Annotated in this window: 14 protein-coding genes and 1 pseudogene; 9 read left to right on the forward strand and 6 right to left on the reverse strand. The window is 64.5% G+C overall.

Translation table 11 applies throughout. From position 1 onward, the window contains the following. Nucleotides 1-15: 15 nt before the first annotated feature. From ABIB06_RS33540 to ABIB06_RS33550, 3 genes are read right to left on the reverse strand one after another with little or no spacing between them, the layout of a single operon-like run. A complete protein-coding gene (locus tag ABIB06_RS33540) occupies nt 16-1,470 on the reverse strand; it encodes an HlyD family type I secretion periplasmic adaptor subunit (protein WP_354046961.1) in 1,455 nt (484 codons plus the stop codon). After that, nucleotides 1,457-3,589: a type I secretion system permease/ATPase gene (locus ABIB06_RS33545; RefSeq protein WP_354046960.1), complete on the reverse strand. Its 2,133-nt coding sequence runs from the start codon at nt 3,587-3,589 to the stop codon at nt 1,457-1,459. The genes ABIB06_RS33540 and ABIB06_RS33545 overlap by 14 nt, the downstream gene beginning before the upstream one ends. Before the next feature lie 29 nt (nt 3,590-3,618). Then, entirely contained in the window at nt 3,619-6,468 is a 2,850-nt protein-coding gene (locus tag ABIB06_RS33550) for a beta strand repeat-containing protein (protein ID WP_354046959.1), read from the reverse strand. 353 nt (nt 6,469-6,821) lie between these two features. On the opposite strand from ABIB06_RS33550, the pseudogene ABIB06_RS33555 reads away from it, so the two are divergent. Further along, nucleotides 6,822-6,950, forward strand: a pseudogene (locus tag ABIB06_RS33555) (class I SAM-dependent methyltransferase); the annotation flags it as partial. Nucleotides 6,951-7,460: 510 nt separating this feature from the next. Here ABIB06_RS33555 and ABIB06_RS33560 read toward each other — a convergent pair. The 3 genes from ABIB06_RS33560 to ABIB06_RS33570 all read right to left on the reverse strand — a co-directional run bounded on the left by ABIB06_RS33560 (nt 7,461) and on the right by ABIB06_RS33570 (nt 10,077). Then, nucleotides 7,461-7,952: a hypothetical protein gene (locus tag ABIB06_RS33560; protein WP_354046995.1), complete on the reverse strand. Its 492-nt coding sequence runs from the start codon at nt 7,950-7,952 to the stop codon at nt 7,461-7,463. Between the two features lie 166 nt (nt 7,953-8,118). Continuing rightward, complete coding sequence (locus ABIB06_RS33565) at nt 8,119-8,571, reverse strand: DNA polymerase III subunit chi (RefSeq protein WP_354046958.1); 453 nt, start codon at nt 8,569-8,571, stop codon at nt 8,119-8,121. 6 nt (nt 8,572-8,577) lie between these two features. Then, complete coding sequence (locus ABIB06_RS33570) at nt 8,578-10,077, reverse strand: leucyl aminopeptidase (protein ID WP_354046956.1); 1,500 nt, start codon at nt 10,075-10,077, stop codon at nt 8,578-8,580. 339 nt (nt 10,078-10,416) lie between these two features. Between ABIB06_RS33570 and lptF the strand changes: the two genes are divergently transcribed. The 8 genes from lptF to ABIB06_RS33610 all read left to right on the forward strand — a co-directional run bounded on the left by lptF (nt 10,417) and on the right by ABIB06_RS33610 (nt 19,442). After that, complete coding sequence (gene lptF, locus ABIB06_RS33575; protein ID WP_247346345.1) at nt 10,417-11,586, forward strand: LPS export ABC transporter permease LptF; 1,170 nt, start codon at nt 10,417-10,419, stop codon at nt 11,584-11,586. Continuing rightward, nucleotides 11,583-12,680, forward strand: a complete 1,098-nt coding sequence (gene lptG / locus ABIB06_RS33580; RefSeq protein WP_247443439.1) for an LPS export ABC transporter permease LptG — start codon at nt 11,583-11,585, stop codon at nt 12,678-12,680. Before lptF ends, lptG begins: the two co-directional genes overlap by 4 nt. Beyond that, a complete protein-coding gene (locus ABIB06_RS33585; RefSeq protein ID WP_354046954.1) occupies nt 12,680-15,169 on the forward strand; it encodes an LPS-assembly protein LptD in 2,490 nt (829 codons plus the stop codon). The genes lptG and ABIB06_RS33585 overlap by 1 nt, the downstream gene beginning before the upstream one ends. 68 nt (nt 15,170-15,237) lie before the next feature. Next, nucleotides 15,238-16,164: a peptidylprolyl isomerase family protein gene (locus ABIB06_RS33590; protein ID WP_247443437.1), complete on the forward strand. Its 927-nt coding sequence runs from the start codon at nt 15,238-15,240 to the stop codon at nt 16,162-16,164. Next, nucleotides 16,164-17,180, forward strand: a complete 1,017-nt coding sequence (pdxA, locus tag ABIB06_RS33595; RefSeq protein ID WP_247346337.1) for a 4-hydroxythreonine-4-phosphate dehydrogenase PdxA — start codon at nt 16,164-16,166, stop codon at nt 17,178-17,180. The genes ABIB06_RS33590 and pdxA overlap by 1 nt, the downstream gene beginning before the upstream one ends. Continuing rightward, on the forward strand, nt 17,177-18,031 hold the full coding sequence (rsmA, locus tag ABIB06_RS33600) for a 16S rRNA (adenine(1518)-N(6)/adenine(1519)-N(6))-dimethyltransferase RsmA (RefSeq protein WP_247346335.1): 855 nt from the start codon (nt 17,177-17,179) through the stop codon (nt 18,029-18,031). Before pdxA ends, rsmA begins: the two co-directional genes overlap by 4 nt. Before the next feature lie 24 nt (nt 18,032-18,055). Further along, nucleotides 18,056-19,114: an alcohol dehydrogenase gene (locus ABIB06_RS33605; RefSeq protein ID WP_354046951.1), complete on the forward strand. Its 1,059-nt coding sequence runs from the start codon at nt 18,056-18,058 to the stop codon at nt 19,112-19,114. 214 nt (nt 19,115-19,328) lie between these two features. Further along, nucleotides 19,329-19,442 carry a Flp family type IVb pilin gene (locus tag ABIB06_RS33610; protein WP_247346784.1) on the forward strand — a complete coding sequence of 38 codons (114 nt, stop codon included), beginning with the start codon at nt 19,329-19,331 and terminating at the stop codon, nt 19,440-19,442. Nucleotides 19,443-19,552: the final 110 nt, after the last annotated feature.

Consider the following 19,552-nt stretch of genomic DNA (forward strand, 5'->3'; position numbering starts at 1 on the left):
GCAGCGGGGTCGGAACTACCGCTCCCGCATGATGTCGTGCCGGTAGCGCTGCAGCGGCGACAACAAATAGCTCAGGATGGTGCGCGAGCCGGTTCTGATCTCCACCGTCACCGCCATGCCCGGCGCCAGGCTGACGAGGCGGTCGTCCACCTGCATCTGCGTGCGATCCAGCGAGATGCGTGCGCTGTAGCTCAGCTCCTGCCCGTTGGGCTCACTGCTGTCGCGCGGCGTCCCGAGCGGGCGCTCGCTTCCGCGCTCCGGCGGACGGTCGTGAATGATGGCATCATGCGAGACGCTCAGCACCCGGCCTTCCAACAAGCCGTAGCGGGTGAAGTTGAAGGTGTCGATCTTGACGGCGGCGCCCTGCCCGGCCTCGACAAAGCCGATATCGCGGTTGGAGATCATCGCCTCGATCTCGAGCCGCGTATCTGATGGCACGATCACCAGCAGCGATTGCGCGGGCGTGACCACGCCGCCGACGGTGTGGATCGCAAGCTGCTGCACGACGCCGTCGACCGGCGACGTCAGTTGCTGAAGCCTCGTCCTCTGCTGCGCCTTGATCAGATCGCGCGCGACGCCGTTGGCTTTCTGCTCGCTCTTGGCGAGTTCGTCGGACAGGTTCTTCCTGTACTCGGCGACGGCCTGGTTACGGGTCTCCCGGATCGCGGCAACGGCGGACTCGGCCTCCTTCAAGCGGCTGCTTTGGACGCGAAGCTCCTCCTGCTGCTCGATCTGGAGCTGAAGGGTCTCGTAGTAGGTCAGCTTCGAGCCGATCTCCTTCTCCATCAGCGTCTTGCGGATCTCGACACGTTGCTGCGTGACGGGGAGCAGCGAGTCGAGCTTATGAATCGTGGCCGCGATCGTCTGATGCTCGGCGTCCTTCTGCGCCTCCTGGCGCGCAAGCGCCGCGAGCTTGGCCCTGTTCTCGCTGACCTGATTGGCGAGAAGCTGCCGCTGCGTCGCGATCAGCATCGGATCGGCGTCCGCGGGCGGGGTCAGATCGGCAGAAGCCTCCTCGCCAGCTGTCAGCGCGGCGCGAAGGCGCGCGATATTGAGCCGTTCAGCCATGAGATCGTCATGAAGACGATCGCGCTCCGCGGCGTTGACGGTCGGATCAAGCTCGATCAGCAAATCGCCTGATTTGACCGCCTGCCCATCCTGCACGTGGATGGCCCGTACCACGCCGGTCTCGAACGGTTGCACCACCTTGCTTCGCCCGCTCGAAACGACCTTCCCGGTTGCGGAAGCGACAATGTCGATCGTGCCCCATGCCGACCATGCGAGCGCCGCACAGACAAGCAGCATCAGGGCCATGCCGATGGCGCGGCCGGTTGGCGACGGCGGTGTTTCGGTGATCTCCAACGCCGCCGGCAGGAAGGCGATTTCCTCGGCGCGTCGCTCTTTCGCTTTCCGGAAAGGAACCACCGTCTGCTGCGGCCGCGCAGCCGGCACAGCCCTAGCCGACCTCATAGATCCCTCCCTGAAGACGATGCAGCGCCGCGTAACGGCCGCCGGTCTTGATCAAGCCGTCGTGCGTGCCGTCCTCGACCAGCCGGCCTCGCTCCAGCGTGAAGATGCGGTCGGCGCCGCGGACGGTGGACAGGCGGTGGGCGATGATCAGGACCGTGCGGCCGCTGGCGATCTCCTTCATGTTGTCGTGGATGATCCGCTCGCTCTCATAGTCGAGCGCGCTGGTCGCCTCGTCGAAGATCAGGATACGCGGATTGGTCACCAGCGCGCGGGCGATCGCGATGCGCTGGCGCTGTCCGCCGGAGAGCGTCGAGCCGCGCTCGCCGACCACCGTGTCGTAGCCCTCAGGAAGCTCCAGAATGAAATCATGCGCGCCCGCAAGCTTTGCAGCGTCCATGATGCGCGCCATCGGCAGGGTCGGATCGGCCAGCGCGATATTGTCGCGCACCGAGCGGTTGAACAGCATGTTGTCCTGGAGCACCACGCCGATCTGCCGCCGCAACCAGGCCGGGTCGGTCATCACCAGATCCATGCCGTCGATCAGCACGCGACCGCCTTGCGGCACATAGAGCCGCTGCACCAGTTTTGCAAACGTGCTCTTGCCCGAGCCCGATGATCCCACGATGCCGACGGTTTGGCCTGCCGGAATATCGAACGAGACGTCGTGCAGGATTTCCGGCCCGTCGAGCCTGTACCGAAAGCCCACGTGCTCGAACCTGATATTACCCCGGAGCGGCGGCAGCCCCGCGCGTGCCGCGGAGTGAGCCGGCTCCGCCGCGCTGTTGAGAATATCGCCGAGCCGCGCGATCGACAGCCGCGCCTGATGAAAATCCTGCCAGACCTGGGCCAGCCGCAGCACCGGGGCCGAAACTCTCCCTGCGAAAATGTTGAAGGCCACGAGCTCGCCGACCGTCAATGCGTCCCCGATCACGAGTCGCGCGCCGACATAGAGGATGGCGGCAGTGACGATCTTGCTGACGAACTGCACCAGCTGGCTCGCCGTGTTGCCGAGGCTGGTGACGCCAAAACTCGCGGAGACATAGCCGGCGAGCTGCTCTTCCCAGCGGCGCTGCATCTGCGGTTCGACCGCCATTGCCTTCAGCGTCTCGATGCCGCTGACGCTCTCGACTAGGAACGCCTGGTTCTCGGCGCCGCGGCGGAATTTCTCGTCCAGCCTGCGGCGGAACAGCGGCGTCGCCACCGCCGAGATCGCGATGTAGAACGGGAACGATGCCAGCACGATGCAGCTCATCAACGGCGAATAGGCGAACATCACCGCCAGGAACACCGAGGTGAAGAACAGGTCGATGAGAAGCGTCAGCGAGGAGCTGGTGATGAAATTGCGGATGTTCTCGAGCTCGCGGACACGGGCCACGGAATCGCCGACACGCCGGGCCTGAAACCACGCCATCGGCAGCGCCAGCAGATGGTGGAACAGGCGCGCGCCGAGCTCGACGTCGATGCGGTTGGTCGTATGCGAGAACAGATAGTTGCGCAGGATTCCGAGCACGGTGTCGAACAGGGAGACGACCACGAGGCCAATGACGAGAACGTCGAGCGTGGACAGCGAGCGGTGAACCAGTACCTTGTCGATCACGACCTGGAAGAACAGCGGTGAGACCAATGCAAAGAGCTGGAGGAAGAACGAGGCAGCCACCACCTCGCCGAGCAGTCGCCGGTATTTGCCGATCGCGCCGATGAACCAGGTGATGTCGAAGTGGCGGCCGAGGTCGGATAGCCCGGCGCGCCGCGCCATTAGGATCAACCCGCCGTCCCAGTTCGCGCACAGCTCGTCGCGCTCCATCAATACAGGCCGCTGCACCCCCGGCGACTGCACCAGCACCTGGTCGGGGGAAGCTTTGGCGATGACCATGAAGCTGCCGTCACGCAGCATCGCAATCGCAGGCAGCGGGCTGTCCGGCAAACGGCTCCACTGCGTTCGATAGGTTCGTGCTTTCAGTCCGAGCGACTTGGCGCAGCGGACGATGTCCGCTGCGCCGAAGACTGCCGCTCCGGTCCGGTGCCTGAGCTGGTCGCGATCGGCCGCAACACCCTTCAAATGCAGAAGCGTCAGCAGCGCGTCGAGCCCCGTATCGGCCACGCCAGCGTTCGTCGTCATGAGCGTTCTCCAGGCCGCGGCGGCTAACGTCAGGCGTGCTGCGGCGGAGCGAGCGTCTGGCTTTGGCCAGCGTGCGGATCGGGCAACGGCATCTCGCCGTGGCCGTCACCTGCCGGGACGAAGCTGGCCGCCATGGCCTGGTTGAGCAGCATCGCGGCCGCCATCGCCGCCCCGCCCTGAATGACGACGTTGTTTCCGCTGCCGCCATCGAGAACGTCGAAGCCCCCGCCACCGATCAGCACGTCGTCACCCGCGCCGCCCGTAAGCGTGTCGTTGCCTGGGCTGCCGATCAGGATGTCGTCGCCATTGCCGCCGTTGGCAACGAGCTGGATGCCGCCGTGCAAACCGGATGCCGTGATGACGTCGTCCCCATCGAGGCCGTTGATGACGATCCTGTCGCCGGCGCCGGCATCGGTGATGTTGATGTCCTGGCCAAGCCCCGAGACCGTGATGATGCCGTCGTGCTCGGTCACCGTGATGACATCGTTGCCGCCGGTCGCGTTGATGGTCACCGTATCGGCGGCGCCGTCATTGGCGCCGAGGTCGAGATTGACCTCGTTCACGCCGGTCCCGGAGAGGTCATTGACGGTGATGTTGTCGGCACCGCCGAGGGCTTTGAAGTCGACATGTTCGACGCCGTTCAGGTCCATCGCGATGGCGGCAACGTCGCGCGTGAACAGCACCCGGCCACCGTTGGCCGAGATGTTGATGTTCTCGTTGATGTTGGCGCCGTTGAACGCCAGCGTGTCGGTGCCGTTGCCGCCTTCGACGGTGTCGCTGCCGTCGCCGGGATTCCAGACGAAGGTGTCGTCACCCGCGCCAAGACTGGCCACGTCGTTGCCGCGTCCGCCATTGACGATATCATTGCCGGCGCTGCCGGTGATGGTGTCGTTGCCATCGCCGCCGTTGATGTTGAGGCTGAACAGCTGTCCCGCCTTGATCGCGGAAGCATTGATGACGTCGTTGCCGCCTCCGCCGTTGACACTGAACACGTCACCGGAATCCGCGTGCGCGATCGTCACCTGCACCGCGAGGCCGTTGACCACGATCGATCCGCCGCTGGTGGCAACCGTGATATGATCATCACCGGCGCTGCCGTTCACGGTCACGCGGTCCGCCGCACCGTCCCCACTCTGGCTGCCGGGGCCGGCGCTGAGGTCGACGGCGACCTGCGCGATGCCGGTCCCGGTCAGGTCGTTGACGGTGATGTTGTCGGCGCCGCCGGCCGCCGCGATCTGCACGCGCTCGATGCCGTCGAGATCCATGACGATGGCGGCGACGTCGCGGGTGAGCAGCGCATGGCCGCCGTTTGCCGAGATCGACATGTTCTCGGCGACATTCGAGCCGTTGAACACCAGCGTGTCCGTTCCCGCGTCACCGAAGACGGTGTCGCTGCCGTCGCCGGGATTCCACGTGAAGATGTCGTCGCCCGCGCCGAGGAGAGCCACGTCGTTGCCGCGGCCGCCGGTGACGTTGTCGTTGCCATCGCCCCCGATCAGGGTGTCGGCCCCCTGACTGCCGGTGATGGTGTCGTTGCCCGCGCCGCCGTCGATGGTCAGCCCGATCGCCGCGGCGAGCAGGGATGCACCAATGACATCGTTGCCGCCGAGCGCCTGGATCACCAGCCGGTCGTTGGCAGCCTCTGCATTTGCGATCGTCACCACCTCCGGCATCCCCGTGACGGTTACCGTTGTGCCCGTGGCTATGACTTCGATGTGCTGATTGCCGCCGGTGCCGCTGACGGTCACCGTATCAGCCGCACCGTCGCCTTGCGTCCCTCCGGGCGTGGCTCCGAGATCGACCAGCACCTGCTTGACGCCGGTGCCGGTGAGATCGCCGACAAGGATGTTGTCAGCGCCGCCGCGCGCATCGAATTCGATCTGCTCGACGCTGTTGAGGTCCATCGTGATGTTGGCAACGTCGCGGGTGAAGCGCACCCGGCCGCCATTGGCCGATATGTTGATGGTCTCGTTGATATTGGCACCGTTGAACAACAGCTTGTCGTTGCCCGATCCGCCCTCGACCGCGTCGCTGCCGTCGCCGGGATTCCAGATGAAGGTATCGTCGCCCGATCCAAGCTCGGCAACGTCGTTGCCGCGTCCGCCATTGACGATGTCGTCGCCGCTACCGCCGATCAGGAGATCGTTGCCGTCGCCGCCGGTAATCCTGTCGTTGCCGGCGCCGCCATCGAGCGTCAGCGAAATCAGGCTGCCGAGCCCGTTGCCCGCGGTGATGACATCGTCGCCGCCGCCGGCGTGCAGGACGAGATTCTCCGTCGTGCCGATGTCGAGCGAAAATGGCGCCGCGCCCGTCCCGTCGAACCGCACCCGCGTGCCGTTCGCCGTGATCGTGAACGTCTCGTCGCCGTTGCTTCCGTTGACCTTAGCCGTATCGTTGCCCTCACCGCCCTCGAACAGGTTGGTGCCGCCACCTGGATTCCAGATCATGAGATCGTCGCCGGTCTCGCCAAACAACTGGTTGTCGCCGCTGCCGCCGTCCAGCGTGTCGTTACCCGCGCCGCCGAACAGCAGATCGTTGCCGCCGCCGCCGTTGATCACATCGTTGCCGGCCTGACCAAACAGAAGGTCGGCCCCCGAGCCGCCCGTGATCCTGTCATTGCCGTCACCGCCGAAGATGTGCACCGCGGGCATCGGGCCATGGCATTCGTTAACGGTGATCGTGTCGTCGCCGCCTTGACCGAAGATGTCGATCTCGCTGGTGTTGGCGACGGTGGGGGCGCCACCGATTGGCGTCACAGACCCGTTATTGATGAGAATGCGGCCTGCGTTATTACGACTGATCACGACGCCGTTATTGGCGCTATCGCCGAAAATGGTGAGTTGGCCCGTAACCGGGGAAAAAACAGAGGTAGTAGACATTCAAAATGATCCTTCGGTCGATCTAGCCCCACCCCTCCACGTAACAGCCGCGAACATGACATTCTTGAACCGTTGCTTGAGACGCGCGTGATTATTCTGGAGATTTCGTCCAGATTTGCTTCGGGGGAGTTTTCGACAGCGGATGCGAAGGCTCTCTCATCACGAATGGCCTGATCACGGATCACGCGTAACGACCCCGTGATTTTCAAACGCGCGCGGAAGAACCGCGGCTCGAGACAAGCGCGCAGTTTGACCTGGGTGGATGTCGGTTGCGGCAAGGGCGCGTTCACTGAGCTCCTTGTTGCGAAGTCCGCCCCTTCGTCCGTTGCGCGACCGATCCGTCCGACGGACAGATTGCGACTGCACGCCAGAAATTATCAGCAAAGCAGGTCGAGTTTTCGATTGGCGATGCGATGGCACTTCCCTACGACGTCAACCGCTTCGACGTCGCGGTGATGGCGCTGGTGCTGTTCTTCGTCCCGGACGCGCACAAAGGTGCCTCGGAAATGGTCCGCGTCACCAAGCCTGCCGGCATGGTCGCATCCTACACCTGGGACATCTTGCGGAGTGGCTCGCCCACGCAGCCCTTATGGGAGGAGATGGACGCTCTCGGCAAACCTGCACAGCGCCCACCGAGTGCGGATGTATCGCGGTTCGAGGCACTGAAAGCGCTTTGGGCGAAGCTCGGCATCCGCGATGTCGAAACTCGCGAACTGGTCGTCGAGCGAACGTTTGCGAATTTCGATGACTGCTGGCTGTCGATGGTCGTCAGCAGCCCGGCCGGCGTATTGGGAAGGCTGTCGGAGACAGGGAGCGCGGAACTCAAACGCCGGCTACAGGCAGATTGCCGGCGAGCGCGAACGGAGAGATCGCCGTTCACGCCTCGGCCGCCGCAATCAAGGGATGCAAAGCCGCTTGACGATGGGGACGACCATGGGCGGCTGATCGCATCGACAGCCGCAACCAGCTTCAGGGCAGAAGGCCGACCCGTATTACGCCGCCGATTTCTTCTTCGTCTTCGGCTTGGCAGCCTTCGGCACAACCGGTGCCTCCGGCGTGCCCTCGATCGAGGACAGGCGGCCGGCCGTGAAGGTGTAGATGCCCGCGCGTGGACCGGTCGTCCACGTCACGACCGCGACGCGCCTGCCGGCGGCATCAGCGGAGAGGTTGACGTTCGAGGGCGCGCCAATGCCGCGCACCACGTCGCATTCGGTGTGGCCGAGCGCAACGGTGCCCCCCATGGGCGCCGGCGCCGTCGTGGACGCATTGGCATCAGCCGGCCCGGGCTGCGGCGCCATGCCGGCACAGCCTCCGTCTGCACTGACCAGATCCTCGGCCCCAACCGCCCTGTCGGGGGTCAGCGGCGGCGACTCAATCGAGATGTTCCGGATGAACATGCGGCTGGGCGTGTTGAACCACTGGGCGTCCCTGGAGAACACATCGGTCCCAGAGCAGCCCGCGACCAGCGGGGCTACGGCAGCCAACGCAACTATGAGCGAGCCGGGAAGCTTTTGATGTCGCACGATAAACTAAATTCCCCGTGTGAAGGATCGACCCTAAGCGTTTGTCCCAACATCACTTTGCGGCACGAAGGTGACCAAAGCCATCATCGTCCGAAAAGTGCAAATTATCATTAATTGCGCGCGACCGCTAATTCCGCTTCTGCCACCGGCCCCGTTCGTCGGCCTGCCAATAGGTGACATCAAATCCCCGCGCCTTGCAATCCGTCCAGGCGCTGCGGGCAAATGCAAGCGCGTCCGGATCGTCGCCGTTGAACAGCAGCACCATGCGCTCATAGCCCTGGGCGTCCTGCGGCAGCGCGGCGTTGTCGACGAGGAAGCGGACATTGGCGCCGTTCGGATTGTCCTCCTCGACCGCCAGCACGATCGGCTGATCGGCGGCGTCGCTCACCCGCCATGTCGCGTGCGGCAAGAAGGAATCGTCGCGGTAGGTCCACAAGTGCGCGTCGAGCGCATCCGCGCGCTCCGGCGAATTCGACTGCACCACGACGCGCCAGCCGCGCTCGAGCGATTTCTCGAGAAGCGGCGGCAACACGTTCTCCACCGTCATGTTTTGTAGATGATAGAACAGCACTTCAGTCATCTTGAGTCATTTGCGCTCGTAATGGTCGGCGACCAGACGGTCGAGCAGACGGACGCCATAGCCGCTTCCCCAGCTCTGGTTGATGTCGGTTTTCGGCGCTCCCATGGCGGTGCCGGCGATGTCGAGATGCGCCCAGGGCGTGCCGTCGACAAAACGCTGGAGGAACTGCGCCGCGGTGATCGAGCCGCCGTGGCGGCCGCCGGTGTTCTTCATGTCGGCGAACTGGGAATCAATCAGCTTGTCGTATTCGGGGCCGAGCGGCAGGCGCCAGACCTTTTCGCCGCTCTCGATGCCGGCCGCCAGCAGCCGCTCGGCAAGCTCGTCATTGTTGGAGAACATGCCGGCATGGTCGGTGCCGAGCGCGACCACGATCGCACCGGTCAGCGTCGCCAGATCCACCATGAATTTCGGCTTGGTCTTCTTGGCGACGTACCAGAGCACATCGGCAAGCACCAGGCGGCCTTCCGCGTCGGTGTTGATGATCTCGATGGTCTGGCCCGACATCGAGGTGACGATGTCGCCCGGGCGTTGGGCGTTGCCATCGGGCATGTTCTCGACGAGGCCGATGGCGCCGACGACGTTGACCTTGGCCTTGCGTGCCGCGAGCGCATGCATCAGGCCGACGACGCAGGCCGCGCCTCCCATATCGCCCTTCATGTCCTCCATGCTGCCGGCCGGCTTGATCGAAATGCCGCCGGTGTCGAAGCAGACGCCCTTGCCGACGAAGGCAACCGGTGCCTCACCCTTCTTGCCGCCGTCCCAGCGCATGATCACGGTCCGGCTCGGCCGCGACGAGCCCTGACCGACGCCGAGCAGCGCGCCCATGCCGAGCTTGTCCATCGCCTTGACGTCGAGCACCTCGATCTTGACGCCGAGCTTGCGGAGCAAGCCCGCGCGGCGCGCGAACTCCTCAGGAAAAAGAACGTTCGGCGGCTCGTTGACAAGGTCGCGCGCAATGATCACGCCGTCCACGATCGCACCGGCCGATGCAAACGCCTTCTTCGCGGCGGCGGCATCGCCAACGGCAAGCGAGATGTCGGCGCTGGAGCCGTCCTCCTCGCCGTCCTTCTTCTTGGTCTTGTAGCGGTCGAACTTGTAGCTGCGCAGCCGCAGGCCCGAGGCGATCGCAACCGCCTGCTCGCTCGTCATGGCGCCATTGGGCAGTTCCGCCATGATGGTCATGGCCGCGGCTCCGGCGGGAAGCTTGCTCGCCGCCACGCCGCCGAATTTGAGGAAGTCGTTCGCCTTCAGGCCGGCCACCTTGCCGGCACCGATCACGATCAGCCGGGTGGCCCTCACCCCCTCCGGCGCCAGGATGTCCAGCGCGGCGCCGCTTTTGCCTTTGAAGGCGGCGGCGGAGGCGGCCCGCTTCACGAGTTCGATTGCCCCGCCGAGCGCCTTGACGGTCGCCGGGCCGAGCTTCAGACCGTCGTCGCAGAACACGACCATGATGCCACGGACGGCGGTAGACAACGGGACAATGCCGACCTTGATGGCATCGGACATAGGTAACTCCTCCAAAACATGGGGCTTTTTGCCGATCGGCGGTCCCGGCCACGGGCCGGAGCTGAACGGCGATTCACTGAGTCTGCCGTACTATGGGCTAGGGGCCCGGCAGATGCCAAGCACCCCCGTGGCCGCGAGGCCACAACGAGGGAAATGTTAACCATATGTTGAGGGTGCCACGGGGCGGCCATTTTGTTGACGGATCAAAGGGATGGTAGTGAGAGAGTAAGCTGCTGGAAGAGACGGTTGGCCGACCTTGGGGATCCCCTCGCGGGGATTGGTTGGACAGCCGAAATTACGGCCGACGTTGGGGACTTGGTGGGATTCGTGCGGTAGCGCATGGGGTCAATCGACAGGTATATCTTCCGCACGACGCTCGCGTCGTTTGCGCTGGTCTTGGTCAGCCTGACGGGCGTGATCTGGATTACGCAGGCGTTGCGCGGCATCGACCTGATGACGAGCCAGGGTCAGACCATCCTGACCTTCCTCGGCATCACCAGCCTCGTCGTGCCCGCGTTGGTCCTGATCATCTCGCCGATCGCGCTGATGATCGCGATCTCGCATACGCTGAACAAGCTCGCGACCGATTCCGAGATCATCGTGATGAATGCCGCCGGCTTCTCGCCGTTCCGGCTGTTCTATCCGTTCTTCTACGCCACCTGCGTGGTGGCGCTGCTGGTCGCCTTCATCGCGGCCTATCTCGCCCCCGACGGCATGCGGCGGATCAAGCAGTGGGACGCCGAGATCACTGCCGACGTGCTCACAAACATCCTCCAGCCCGGCCGCTTCGCCCAGCTCGACAAGAACCTGACGATCCGGATTCGCGAACGTCAGCCCGGCGGCATCCTCGCCGGCATCTTCATCGACGACCGCCGCGATCCGAACGAGCGCGTCTCGATCGTCGCCGAGCACGGCGAAGTCGTGAAGAACGACACCGGATCGTTCCTGGTGCTGGAGACCGGCAATCTCCAGCGCTTCGAGGCCGGCAAGCGCGATCCCGCGCTGGTGGCGTTCGGCCGCTACGGCTTCGACATGTCGAAGTTCTCGGGCCAGGGCCGCGACGTCGCCCTCGGCATCCGCGAGCGTTATCTCTGGGAGCTGCTCTCACCATCCGAAGACGACCCTGTCTACAAGCAGATTCCCGGCCAGTTCCGCTCGGCCTTGCATGACAGCCTGTTGGCGCCGATCTATCCGTTCGCCTTTGCCGTGCTGACCTTTGCGTTCCTGGGGGCGCCACGCACCACCCGCCAGAGCCGCAATTTCTCGATCGGCTCCTCGATCCTCGCCGTGTTCGGCCTGCGCATGGCCGGCTTCGCCTGCTCGGTGGTGGCCGTGAAATCGCCGGGCGCGGTGCTGGTCCAATATGCGATGGTCTTTGGTGCCATCGGCATCGGGCTGGCGATCATCATCGGCGGCCTCGTGGTCGAACCGCCGCCGCGCCTCATGGAGGCCATCAACAGGTCGAACGCGCGCATCGCGCGGCTGTTCGGACGGCCGGCTACCGCATGAGCATGCTCACCAACACACTCGGGCGCTATTTCGCCGGCCGTTTCGTGGTCGCAGCGCTCGGCGTGTTCGCCAGCATTTTCCTGCTGCTGGTGCTGGTCGACTACATCGAGATGGTGCGCAAGACCTCGGGCCTTGCATCCGCCTCCGCGGTCATGGTGGCCGAGACCTCGCTGTTCCGCGTGCCGCAGCTGTTGGAGAAGCTGACGCCGTTCTGCATGCTGATCGGCGCCATGACCTGCTATCTCGCCCTCTCCCGCCGGCTCGAGCTCGTGGTCGCGCGCGCCGCTGGCGTCTCCGCATGGCAATTCATCTCGCCGGCGCTCGGCAGTGCGCTGCTGATCGGAGTGATCGCCACCGTCGCCTACAATCCGATGTCGGCCAATCTGCGCGAACTCTCGAAGCGCATGGAAGCCGAGCTGTTCGGCTCTGCGCCCGGCGGTGGCATTCAGGACGCCTCCGGTTTCTGGCTCAATCAGGTCACCAATGACGGCCAGACCATCATCAACGCGGCGCGCAGCGAGCAGCAGGGAGTCCGGCTCACGGGGCTCACGCTGTTCCGGTTCGACACGGAGCAGCACTTCAAGGAACGCGTCGAGGCGCGCGAGGCGACGCTCGAGTCCGGCCGTTGGCTGTTCAAGGGCGTCCGCCGCTTCTCGCTGGATTCGCCGCCGATCGATCAGGCCAGCCTGGAGATTCCGACGACGCTGACCGAGGCACAGGTCCGCAACAGTTTTTCCACACCCGAGACTGTGTCCTTTTGGCAACTACCGAGCTACATCCGCTCCTCCGAAAGCTCGGGCTTCGCGACAGCCGGATACCGACTCCAGTATCAGAAGCTTCTGGCGCAGCCGTTTTTGCTTGCAGCAATGGTGATGCTAGCGGCCTCCGTGTCGTTGCGCTTCTTCCGGATGGGCGGCGTACAGAAGATGGTTTTGAGTGGCGTGGGCGCAGGCTTTCTGCTCTACGTTTTGTCGAAAGTGACTGAAGATTTGAGCAAGGCTGAGTTGATGCATCCGATCGCTGCGGCGTGGTTGCCCGTGGTGGTGGGCGGCCTCACCGGCTTTTTGGCCTTGCTGTATCAGGAGGACGGATAGTGACGGCCGTCCACCAAGGACCCGTGTCTCGTTGGACGCGGCGCACATTGGTGCGCGCGAACGGGTTTGGCTTGTCCATTCGCAGGTTCCTGCTTGCTTTCGCCGCCGTGGCATCGCTCGGTGGCCTGATCGACGTTGCCGTCGTGGCGCCGGCCTCCGCCCAGGGCTTCACCTACAATCCGCTGCCGCCGCGTCCGAAGCCGCCGAAGGTCGCCAACGACAACCAGATGCTGGTTCAGGCGACCGAGGTCGACTACGACTACAACAATTCGCGCGTCTCCGCGGTCGGTAACGTCCAGCTGTTCTATAACGGCACCAGCGTCGAGGCCGACAAGGTCATCTACGACCAGAAGACCAAGCGGCTCCATGCCGAAGGCAACATCCGCATGACGGATGCCGACGGCAAGATCACCTATGCCGAGATCCTGGATCTCTCCGACGATTACCGTGACGGTTTCGTCGATTCGTTGCGCGTGGACACGGCCGACCAGACCCGCATGGCGGCGAGCCGCTCCGATCGCTCCAGCGGCAACTACACGGTGTTCGAGAACGGCGTCTACACCGCCTGCGCGCCGTGCAAGGACGATCCGAAGAAGCCGCCGCTGTGGCAGGTCAAGGGTGCGCGCATCATCCACGACCAGCAGGAGAAGATGCTGTATTTCGAGACGGCGCAGCTCGAATTCTTCGGCGTGCCGATCGCCTATATGCCCTATTTCTCGACGCCCGACCCGACCGTGAAGCGCAAGTCCGGCTTCCTGATGCCGGGCTTCACGTCGAACACGCCGTTCGGCTACGGCGTCGAGGTTCCGTTTTACTGGGCGATCGCGCCCGACATGGACGCGACCTTCAACCCGCGCATCACGTCCAAGCAGGGCGTGCTATTCCAGGCCGAGTTCCGCCAGCGCCTGATGGACGGCGCCTATCAGATCCGCGTCTACGGCATCGACCAGCTCGATCCGAGCGCGCTCGCCGGCCAGCCCGGCGACAAGCAGTTCCGCGGCGCCGTCGACACCAAGGGTCAGTTCGCGCTGAACGACAAGTGGGTCTGGGGCTGGGACGGCGTCCTCATGTCCGACTATTATTTCTTCTCGGACTACCGGTTGTCGCAATATCGCGATCCGTTGGGCTCGTTCCTGTATCTGCCGACGGATGCTCTCTCGCAGCTTTATCTGACCGGTGTCGGCAATCGCAGCTTCTTCGACGCGCGCACGATGTATTGGCTGAGCTACTCGGGCAACCAGAGCCAGGTCCCGGTCGTCTACCCCGTGATCGATTACTCGAACGTGCTGAACTATCCGGTGTTCGGCGGCGAGTTCAGCTACAAGACAAATTTCGTGAACCTGTCGCGTGACACCGCGGTGTTCGATCCGATCACGACGCTCGCCAACACCAACAGCCTGTGCACGACGACGTCGGCCGATCCGCTCGCGCGCACGCCGTCGCAGTGCCTGCTACGCGGCTTCCCGGGCACCTACACCCGCCTGACGGCCGAAGCGCAGTGGCGCAAGTCCTACACCGATCCGTTCGGTGAAATCTGGACTCCGTTTGCCATTCTCCGCGCCGACGCGATCAACTCCTCGGTCTCGAACCAGCCGGGCGTGTCGAACTATCTTCCGGTCGGCGACACCCAGGCATTCCGCCTGATGCCGACCGTGGGCCTCGAATACCGCTACCCCTTCATCAACATTCAGCCCTGGGGCTCGACCACCATCGAACCGATCGCGCAGGTCATCATCCGGCCGAACGAGACCTATGCCGGCAAGCTCCCCAACGAGGACGCCCAGAGCATGGTGTTCGACGCCTCGAACCTGTTCAGCGTCGACAAGTTTTCCGGCTACGACCGCGTCGAGGGCGGCGGCCGCGCCAATGTCGGCGTGCAGTCCACCACGCAGTTCGACAAGGGCGGCGCCGTCAAGGTGCTGTTCGGCCAGTCCTACCAGCTGTTCGGCATGAACTCCTTCGCAGTCCAGGACACCATCAATACCGGCGTGGATTCCGGCCTGCAAAGGCCGCGTTCCGACTATGTGGCGAGCGCGGCCTACTCGCCTAACAGCACCTATACGTTCAGCGTCCGCTCCCGCATGGACGAGCAGACCTGGAACGTCCAGCGCTTCGAGGCGGAAGGCCGCGCCAACTTCAATCGCTGGTCGATCAGCATGCTGTACGGCAATTACGCGGCGCAGCCGGAACTCGGCTATCTGACCCGCCGCGAGGGCATCCTGACGTCGGGCTCGATCAAGGTCGCGGCCAATTGGGTGGTCACGGGCTCGGCGCGCTGGGACCTGGAGGCCAACAAGATCAACCAGTATGTGCTCGGTGCCGGCTATGTCGACGATTGTTTTGTGCTCGGCTTGAACTACGTAACTGCGTATAGCTATTCCGCGGGCTCGACGCCGCCCGTGCTGAACCACGCGATCATGTTCCAGATCGGCCTGCGCACGCTGGCGAATACATCGACGGCCAGCAGTTCCGGCGGCGGCCTCCAGTGAACGGTTTGAAGTGACGTCCGCGTGTTCCCGATCGCAGGTTCACCGCGGCTGACATGCGAGCGACAAATATGACGATGCCATTGCCTGTCTTCCGCCTCCTCCTCGTTCTCGCCGCCCTGCTCCTGGCCGGCACGCCCTCGCGCGCGCAGAACATCGTCGTGATGGTCAACGGCGATCCGATCACCGACTTCGACATCGAGCAGCGCTCCAAGCTCGACCAGCTGACGACGCAGAAGATGCCGGCCCGCCAGGACGTCATCAACGAGCTGATCGACGACCGGGTGAAGCTGAAGGAAGGCAAGAAATACGGCGTCGACCCAGGCGTCTCCGACATCAACCAGTCCTACGAGGGCATGGCGCAACGCATGCGCATCTCGCCGGACCAGCTCACCAAATCGCTCGAGATCAAGGGCGTCCGCCCCGAAACCCTGAAGACCCGCATGAAGGCCGAGATGGTCTGGACAAGCCTCGTGCGCGGCCGCTTCAAGGAGAAGCTGATGGTCGGCGAGAAGGACGTCGCGCAGGCCGTGCAGGCCCAGACCGGCGACAAGCTTCAGATCGAGGGCACCGAATACAAGATGCAGCCGATCGTGCTGATCGTGCCGCGCGGCTCGTCGCCGGCATTCCTGGAGACGCGGCACAAGGAAGCCGAGCAATATCGCTCGCGCGTCGGAAGCTGCGAAGAAGCCAATTCCTTGTTCCGTTCCACGCCGAACGCCACCATCCGCGACACCGTCACCAAGACCACGGCGGAGCTGCCCGAGGCGCTGCGCAAGGTGCTCGACGACACGCCGATCGGCCACCTGACCGCGCCCGAGGCGACCAAGGCGGGCATCGAGATGGTGGTGCTGTGCTCGCGCAAGCCGACCATGATCGACACGCCGAAGAAGCGCGAGGTCCGCGAGAAGATGTATCAGGAGAAGTACGAGAAGACCCAGAAGACCTATCTCGATGACCTCCGCAGGGCCGCAATGATCGAATATCGCAACCGCTGATGGCCAGGCAGCCAGCCAAGCCCCTCGCCCTGACGCTGGGAGAGCCTGCCGGCATCGGCCCCGACATCACCATCGCAGCCTGGCTCAAGCGCCGCGAACTGGACCTGCCCGCCTTCTACCTACTTGGCGACGAGGCGCTGATCGCCCGCCGCGCCAAGGCGCTCGGCGCCGACGTCAGGATCGCCTCGGTGAGCGCCAGCGGGGCCTTATCCGTCTTCGCCGAGGCCCTGCCCGTGGTTGCGACCGGCGAGCCCGCGAGCGCCGAGCCCGGCAAGCCCGACGCATCGAGCGCCCCGGCCGCGCTCGCCTCGATCCGCCAGGCGGTCACTGACGTCCGCGAGGGTCGCGCCGGCGCCGTCGTCACCAACCCGATCGCCAAGAGCGTGCTCTACCGCGCCGGATTCCGCCATCCCGGCCACACCGAATTCCTCGCCGAACTCGCCGCGGAAGACGGCCGCGTGCCGCAGCCGGTGATGATGCTGTGGTCGCCGCGGCTCGCCGTGGTGCCCGTGACCATCCACGTCTCCTTGCGCGATGCGCTGGCCCAGCTCACCAGCGAGCTGATCGTCTCGACCGTGCGCATCGTCGCAACCGAACTGAAATCCCGCTTCGGCATCTCGAATCCGCGCATCGCGATCTCCGGCCTCAATCCGCATGCGGGCGAGGACGGTTCGCTCGGCCACGAGGAGCAGACCGTGATCGCGCCGGCGCTCAAGGCGTTGCGCAGCGAGGGCATCGAGGCGAAGGGACCGCTTCCTGCCGACACCATGTTTCACGAAGCCGCGCGAAACAGCTATGACTGCGCCGTCTGCATGTACCACGACCAGGCGCTGATCCCGATCAAGACGGTGGCATTCGACGACGCGGTCAACGTCACGCTCGGCCTGCCCTTCATCCGCACCTCGCCCGACCACGGCACCGCCTTCGACATCGCCGGCACCGGCAAAGCCAATCCGGCAAGCCTGATCGCGGCGTTGAGGCTTGCGAGCCGGATGGCGGCTGCGAAAATCCGATGAGCGCGATCGACGACCTCCCGCCGCTTCGCGAGGTCATTCGCCAGCACGATCTGTCGGCACGCAAATCGCTCGGCCAGAATTTCCTCCTCGACCTCAATCTCACCGCGCGCATCGCCCGTGCGGCGGCTCCGCTCGAGGACTCCACCGTCGTCGAGATCGGTCCCGGCCCGGGCGGACTGACGCGCGCGCTGCTCGCGCTCGGCGCCAGACGCGTCATCGCCATCGAGCATGACGAGCGTGCTATTCCTGCCTTGCAGGATATTTCCGCGCGCTATCCCGGCCGTCTGGAGATCGTGCATGGCGACGCCACAACCTTCGACCCGCGCCCGCTGCTATCAGGCGAACGAGCAAAGATTATCGCCAACCTGCCCTACAACATCGCGACCCACCTTCTGATCGGCTGGCTCACCACCGAGCCCTGGCCGCCCTGGTACGACATGATGGTCTTGATGTTCCAGCGCGAGGTCGGCGAACGCATCGTGGCGCGCGAGGACGAGGAGGCCTTTGGCCGCCTTGGCGTGCTCGCCAACTGGCGCTGCGAGACCAAGATCCTGTTCGACATCGCGCCGACCGCCTTCGTGCCGCCGCCGAAGGTCACGTCTTCGGTCGTACGACTGACACCGCGCGAACAGCCTCTCGCCTGCGACCGCAAGCTGCTCGAACAGGTCGCGGCCGCCGCCTTCGGCCAGCGCCGCAAGATGCTGCGCCAGAGCCTGAAGTCGCTCGGCGCCGATCCCGCGCGGCTCGCCGCAGCGGCCGGCGTCGATGCGACGCGGCGCGCGGAGACCATTCCGATTTCCGGCTTTGTTGCCATGGCGCGTGAATTGGCGGATATACGAAACGAAAACTAAGACAGAAATTCCGGAGGAAGAAATATGGCGTTGATGCGTCGGCAGTCCCTGGTCAAGTTCGATGCGCCGCTGTGCGAGACCATCGTTGACACGCCAAAGCCGACAGGGCGCGAGGTGCTGGTGCGGATCGAGCGCTGCGGCCTCTGCCACTCCGATCTGCACATCCAGGACGGTTATGCCGATCTCGGCGGCGGCAAGAAGCTCGATACCACGCGCGGCATGACGCTGCCCTTCACGCTCGGCCACGAGATCGCCGGCGTGGTCGACGAAGTTGGTCCGGAGGTAGCGACCGGCCTCCTAGGTCAGAAGAAGGCGGTGTTTCCGTGGATCGGCTGCGGCCAGTGCCGCGACTGCGCCAATGGCGACGAGAACCTCTGCGCCAAACAGCGCTTTCTCGGCGTCTCCATCGACGGTGGCTTCGCCACCCACGTGCTGGTGCCCGACGCGAAATATCTGCTCGACTACGACCCCCTGCCCGTCAACCAGGCTGCGACCCTGATGTGCTCCGGCGTCACCGCCTACGGTGCGCTCAAGCGCCTGGTCGACCGTCCGCGCCAGCGCAACCTCCTGCTGATCGGCCTCGGCGGTGTCGGCATGATGGGCCTTTCCTTTGCGAAGGCCATGTTCAAGCAGCCGATCTCGGTCGCCGACCTCAGCAGCGCCGCGCGCGAGACCGCGCTGAAGAACGGCGCGGCGGTGGCTTACGATCCGGCCGAGCCCGACGTGGTCAAGCGCATCCTCAAGGAGACCGAGGGCGGCTTCGACGAGATCGTCGATTTCGCCGGCAACGAGAAGTCGATGGCCTTCGCGGTCGCCGTCGCGGCGCGCGGCGGCAAGATTGTAGTCTCCGGCCTTATGGGCGGCCAGTTCACGCTGCCGATGGTGCAGTGGGTCTACAAGCGCATGACCATCGAGGGCTTCATGGTCGGCACGCTCACCGAGGCCCAGGAGCTGATGGCGCTCGCCCGCGCCGGCAAGATCAAGCCGACGCCGATGCGCGAGGAGCCGATGGGCGACGTCCAGACATGGATCGACGAATTGCGCGCCGGCAAGGTCGTCGGCCGCATAGTGCTGAAGAATTAGCGACGCAAGGATCGAGCGGTCGTGGCGGCGGGATCGATCTCCCGCCGCCCGCTTCGATGATCGCGATTGACGCAAGGTGCGGTTCCGAATTGGGGAACCCACCGCCCGCGGATATGGTCCTCGCCAGCTCCTTCCTGGAATTCTCGCAAGACAATTCTCGCAAGACCATGCAGACCATTCGCCACCTCTCGCCGGCGAATCCGGCGCCACCGCGATCGAGTACGGCCTGATCGCCGCCGGCATCGCGCTCGCGATCATCGCCGTCGTCAACAACCTTGGCTCGACACTGAACAAGAAGTTCAGCGCGATCAGCACCTCGCTGAACTAGCGCGGACACCCGCGTTAGCCCAACTTGCGCAGAATCGACCCCCGGCTATAAGCAAATCAATGCCTTAGCCGAAAAGTTGGCACTACATTTTCTTGGGAATTGTGATCAGG

Origin of the sequence: Bradyrhizobium sp. LB8.2, from assembly GCF_040548035.1 — a bacterium.
Taxonomy (GTDB): domain Bacteria; phylum Pseudomonadota; class Alphaproteobacteria; order Rhizobiales; family Xanthobacteraceae; genus Bradyrhizobium.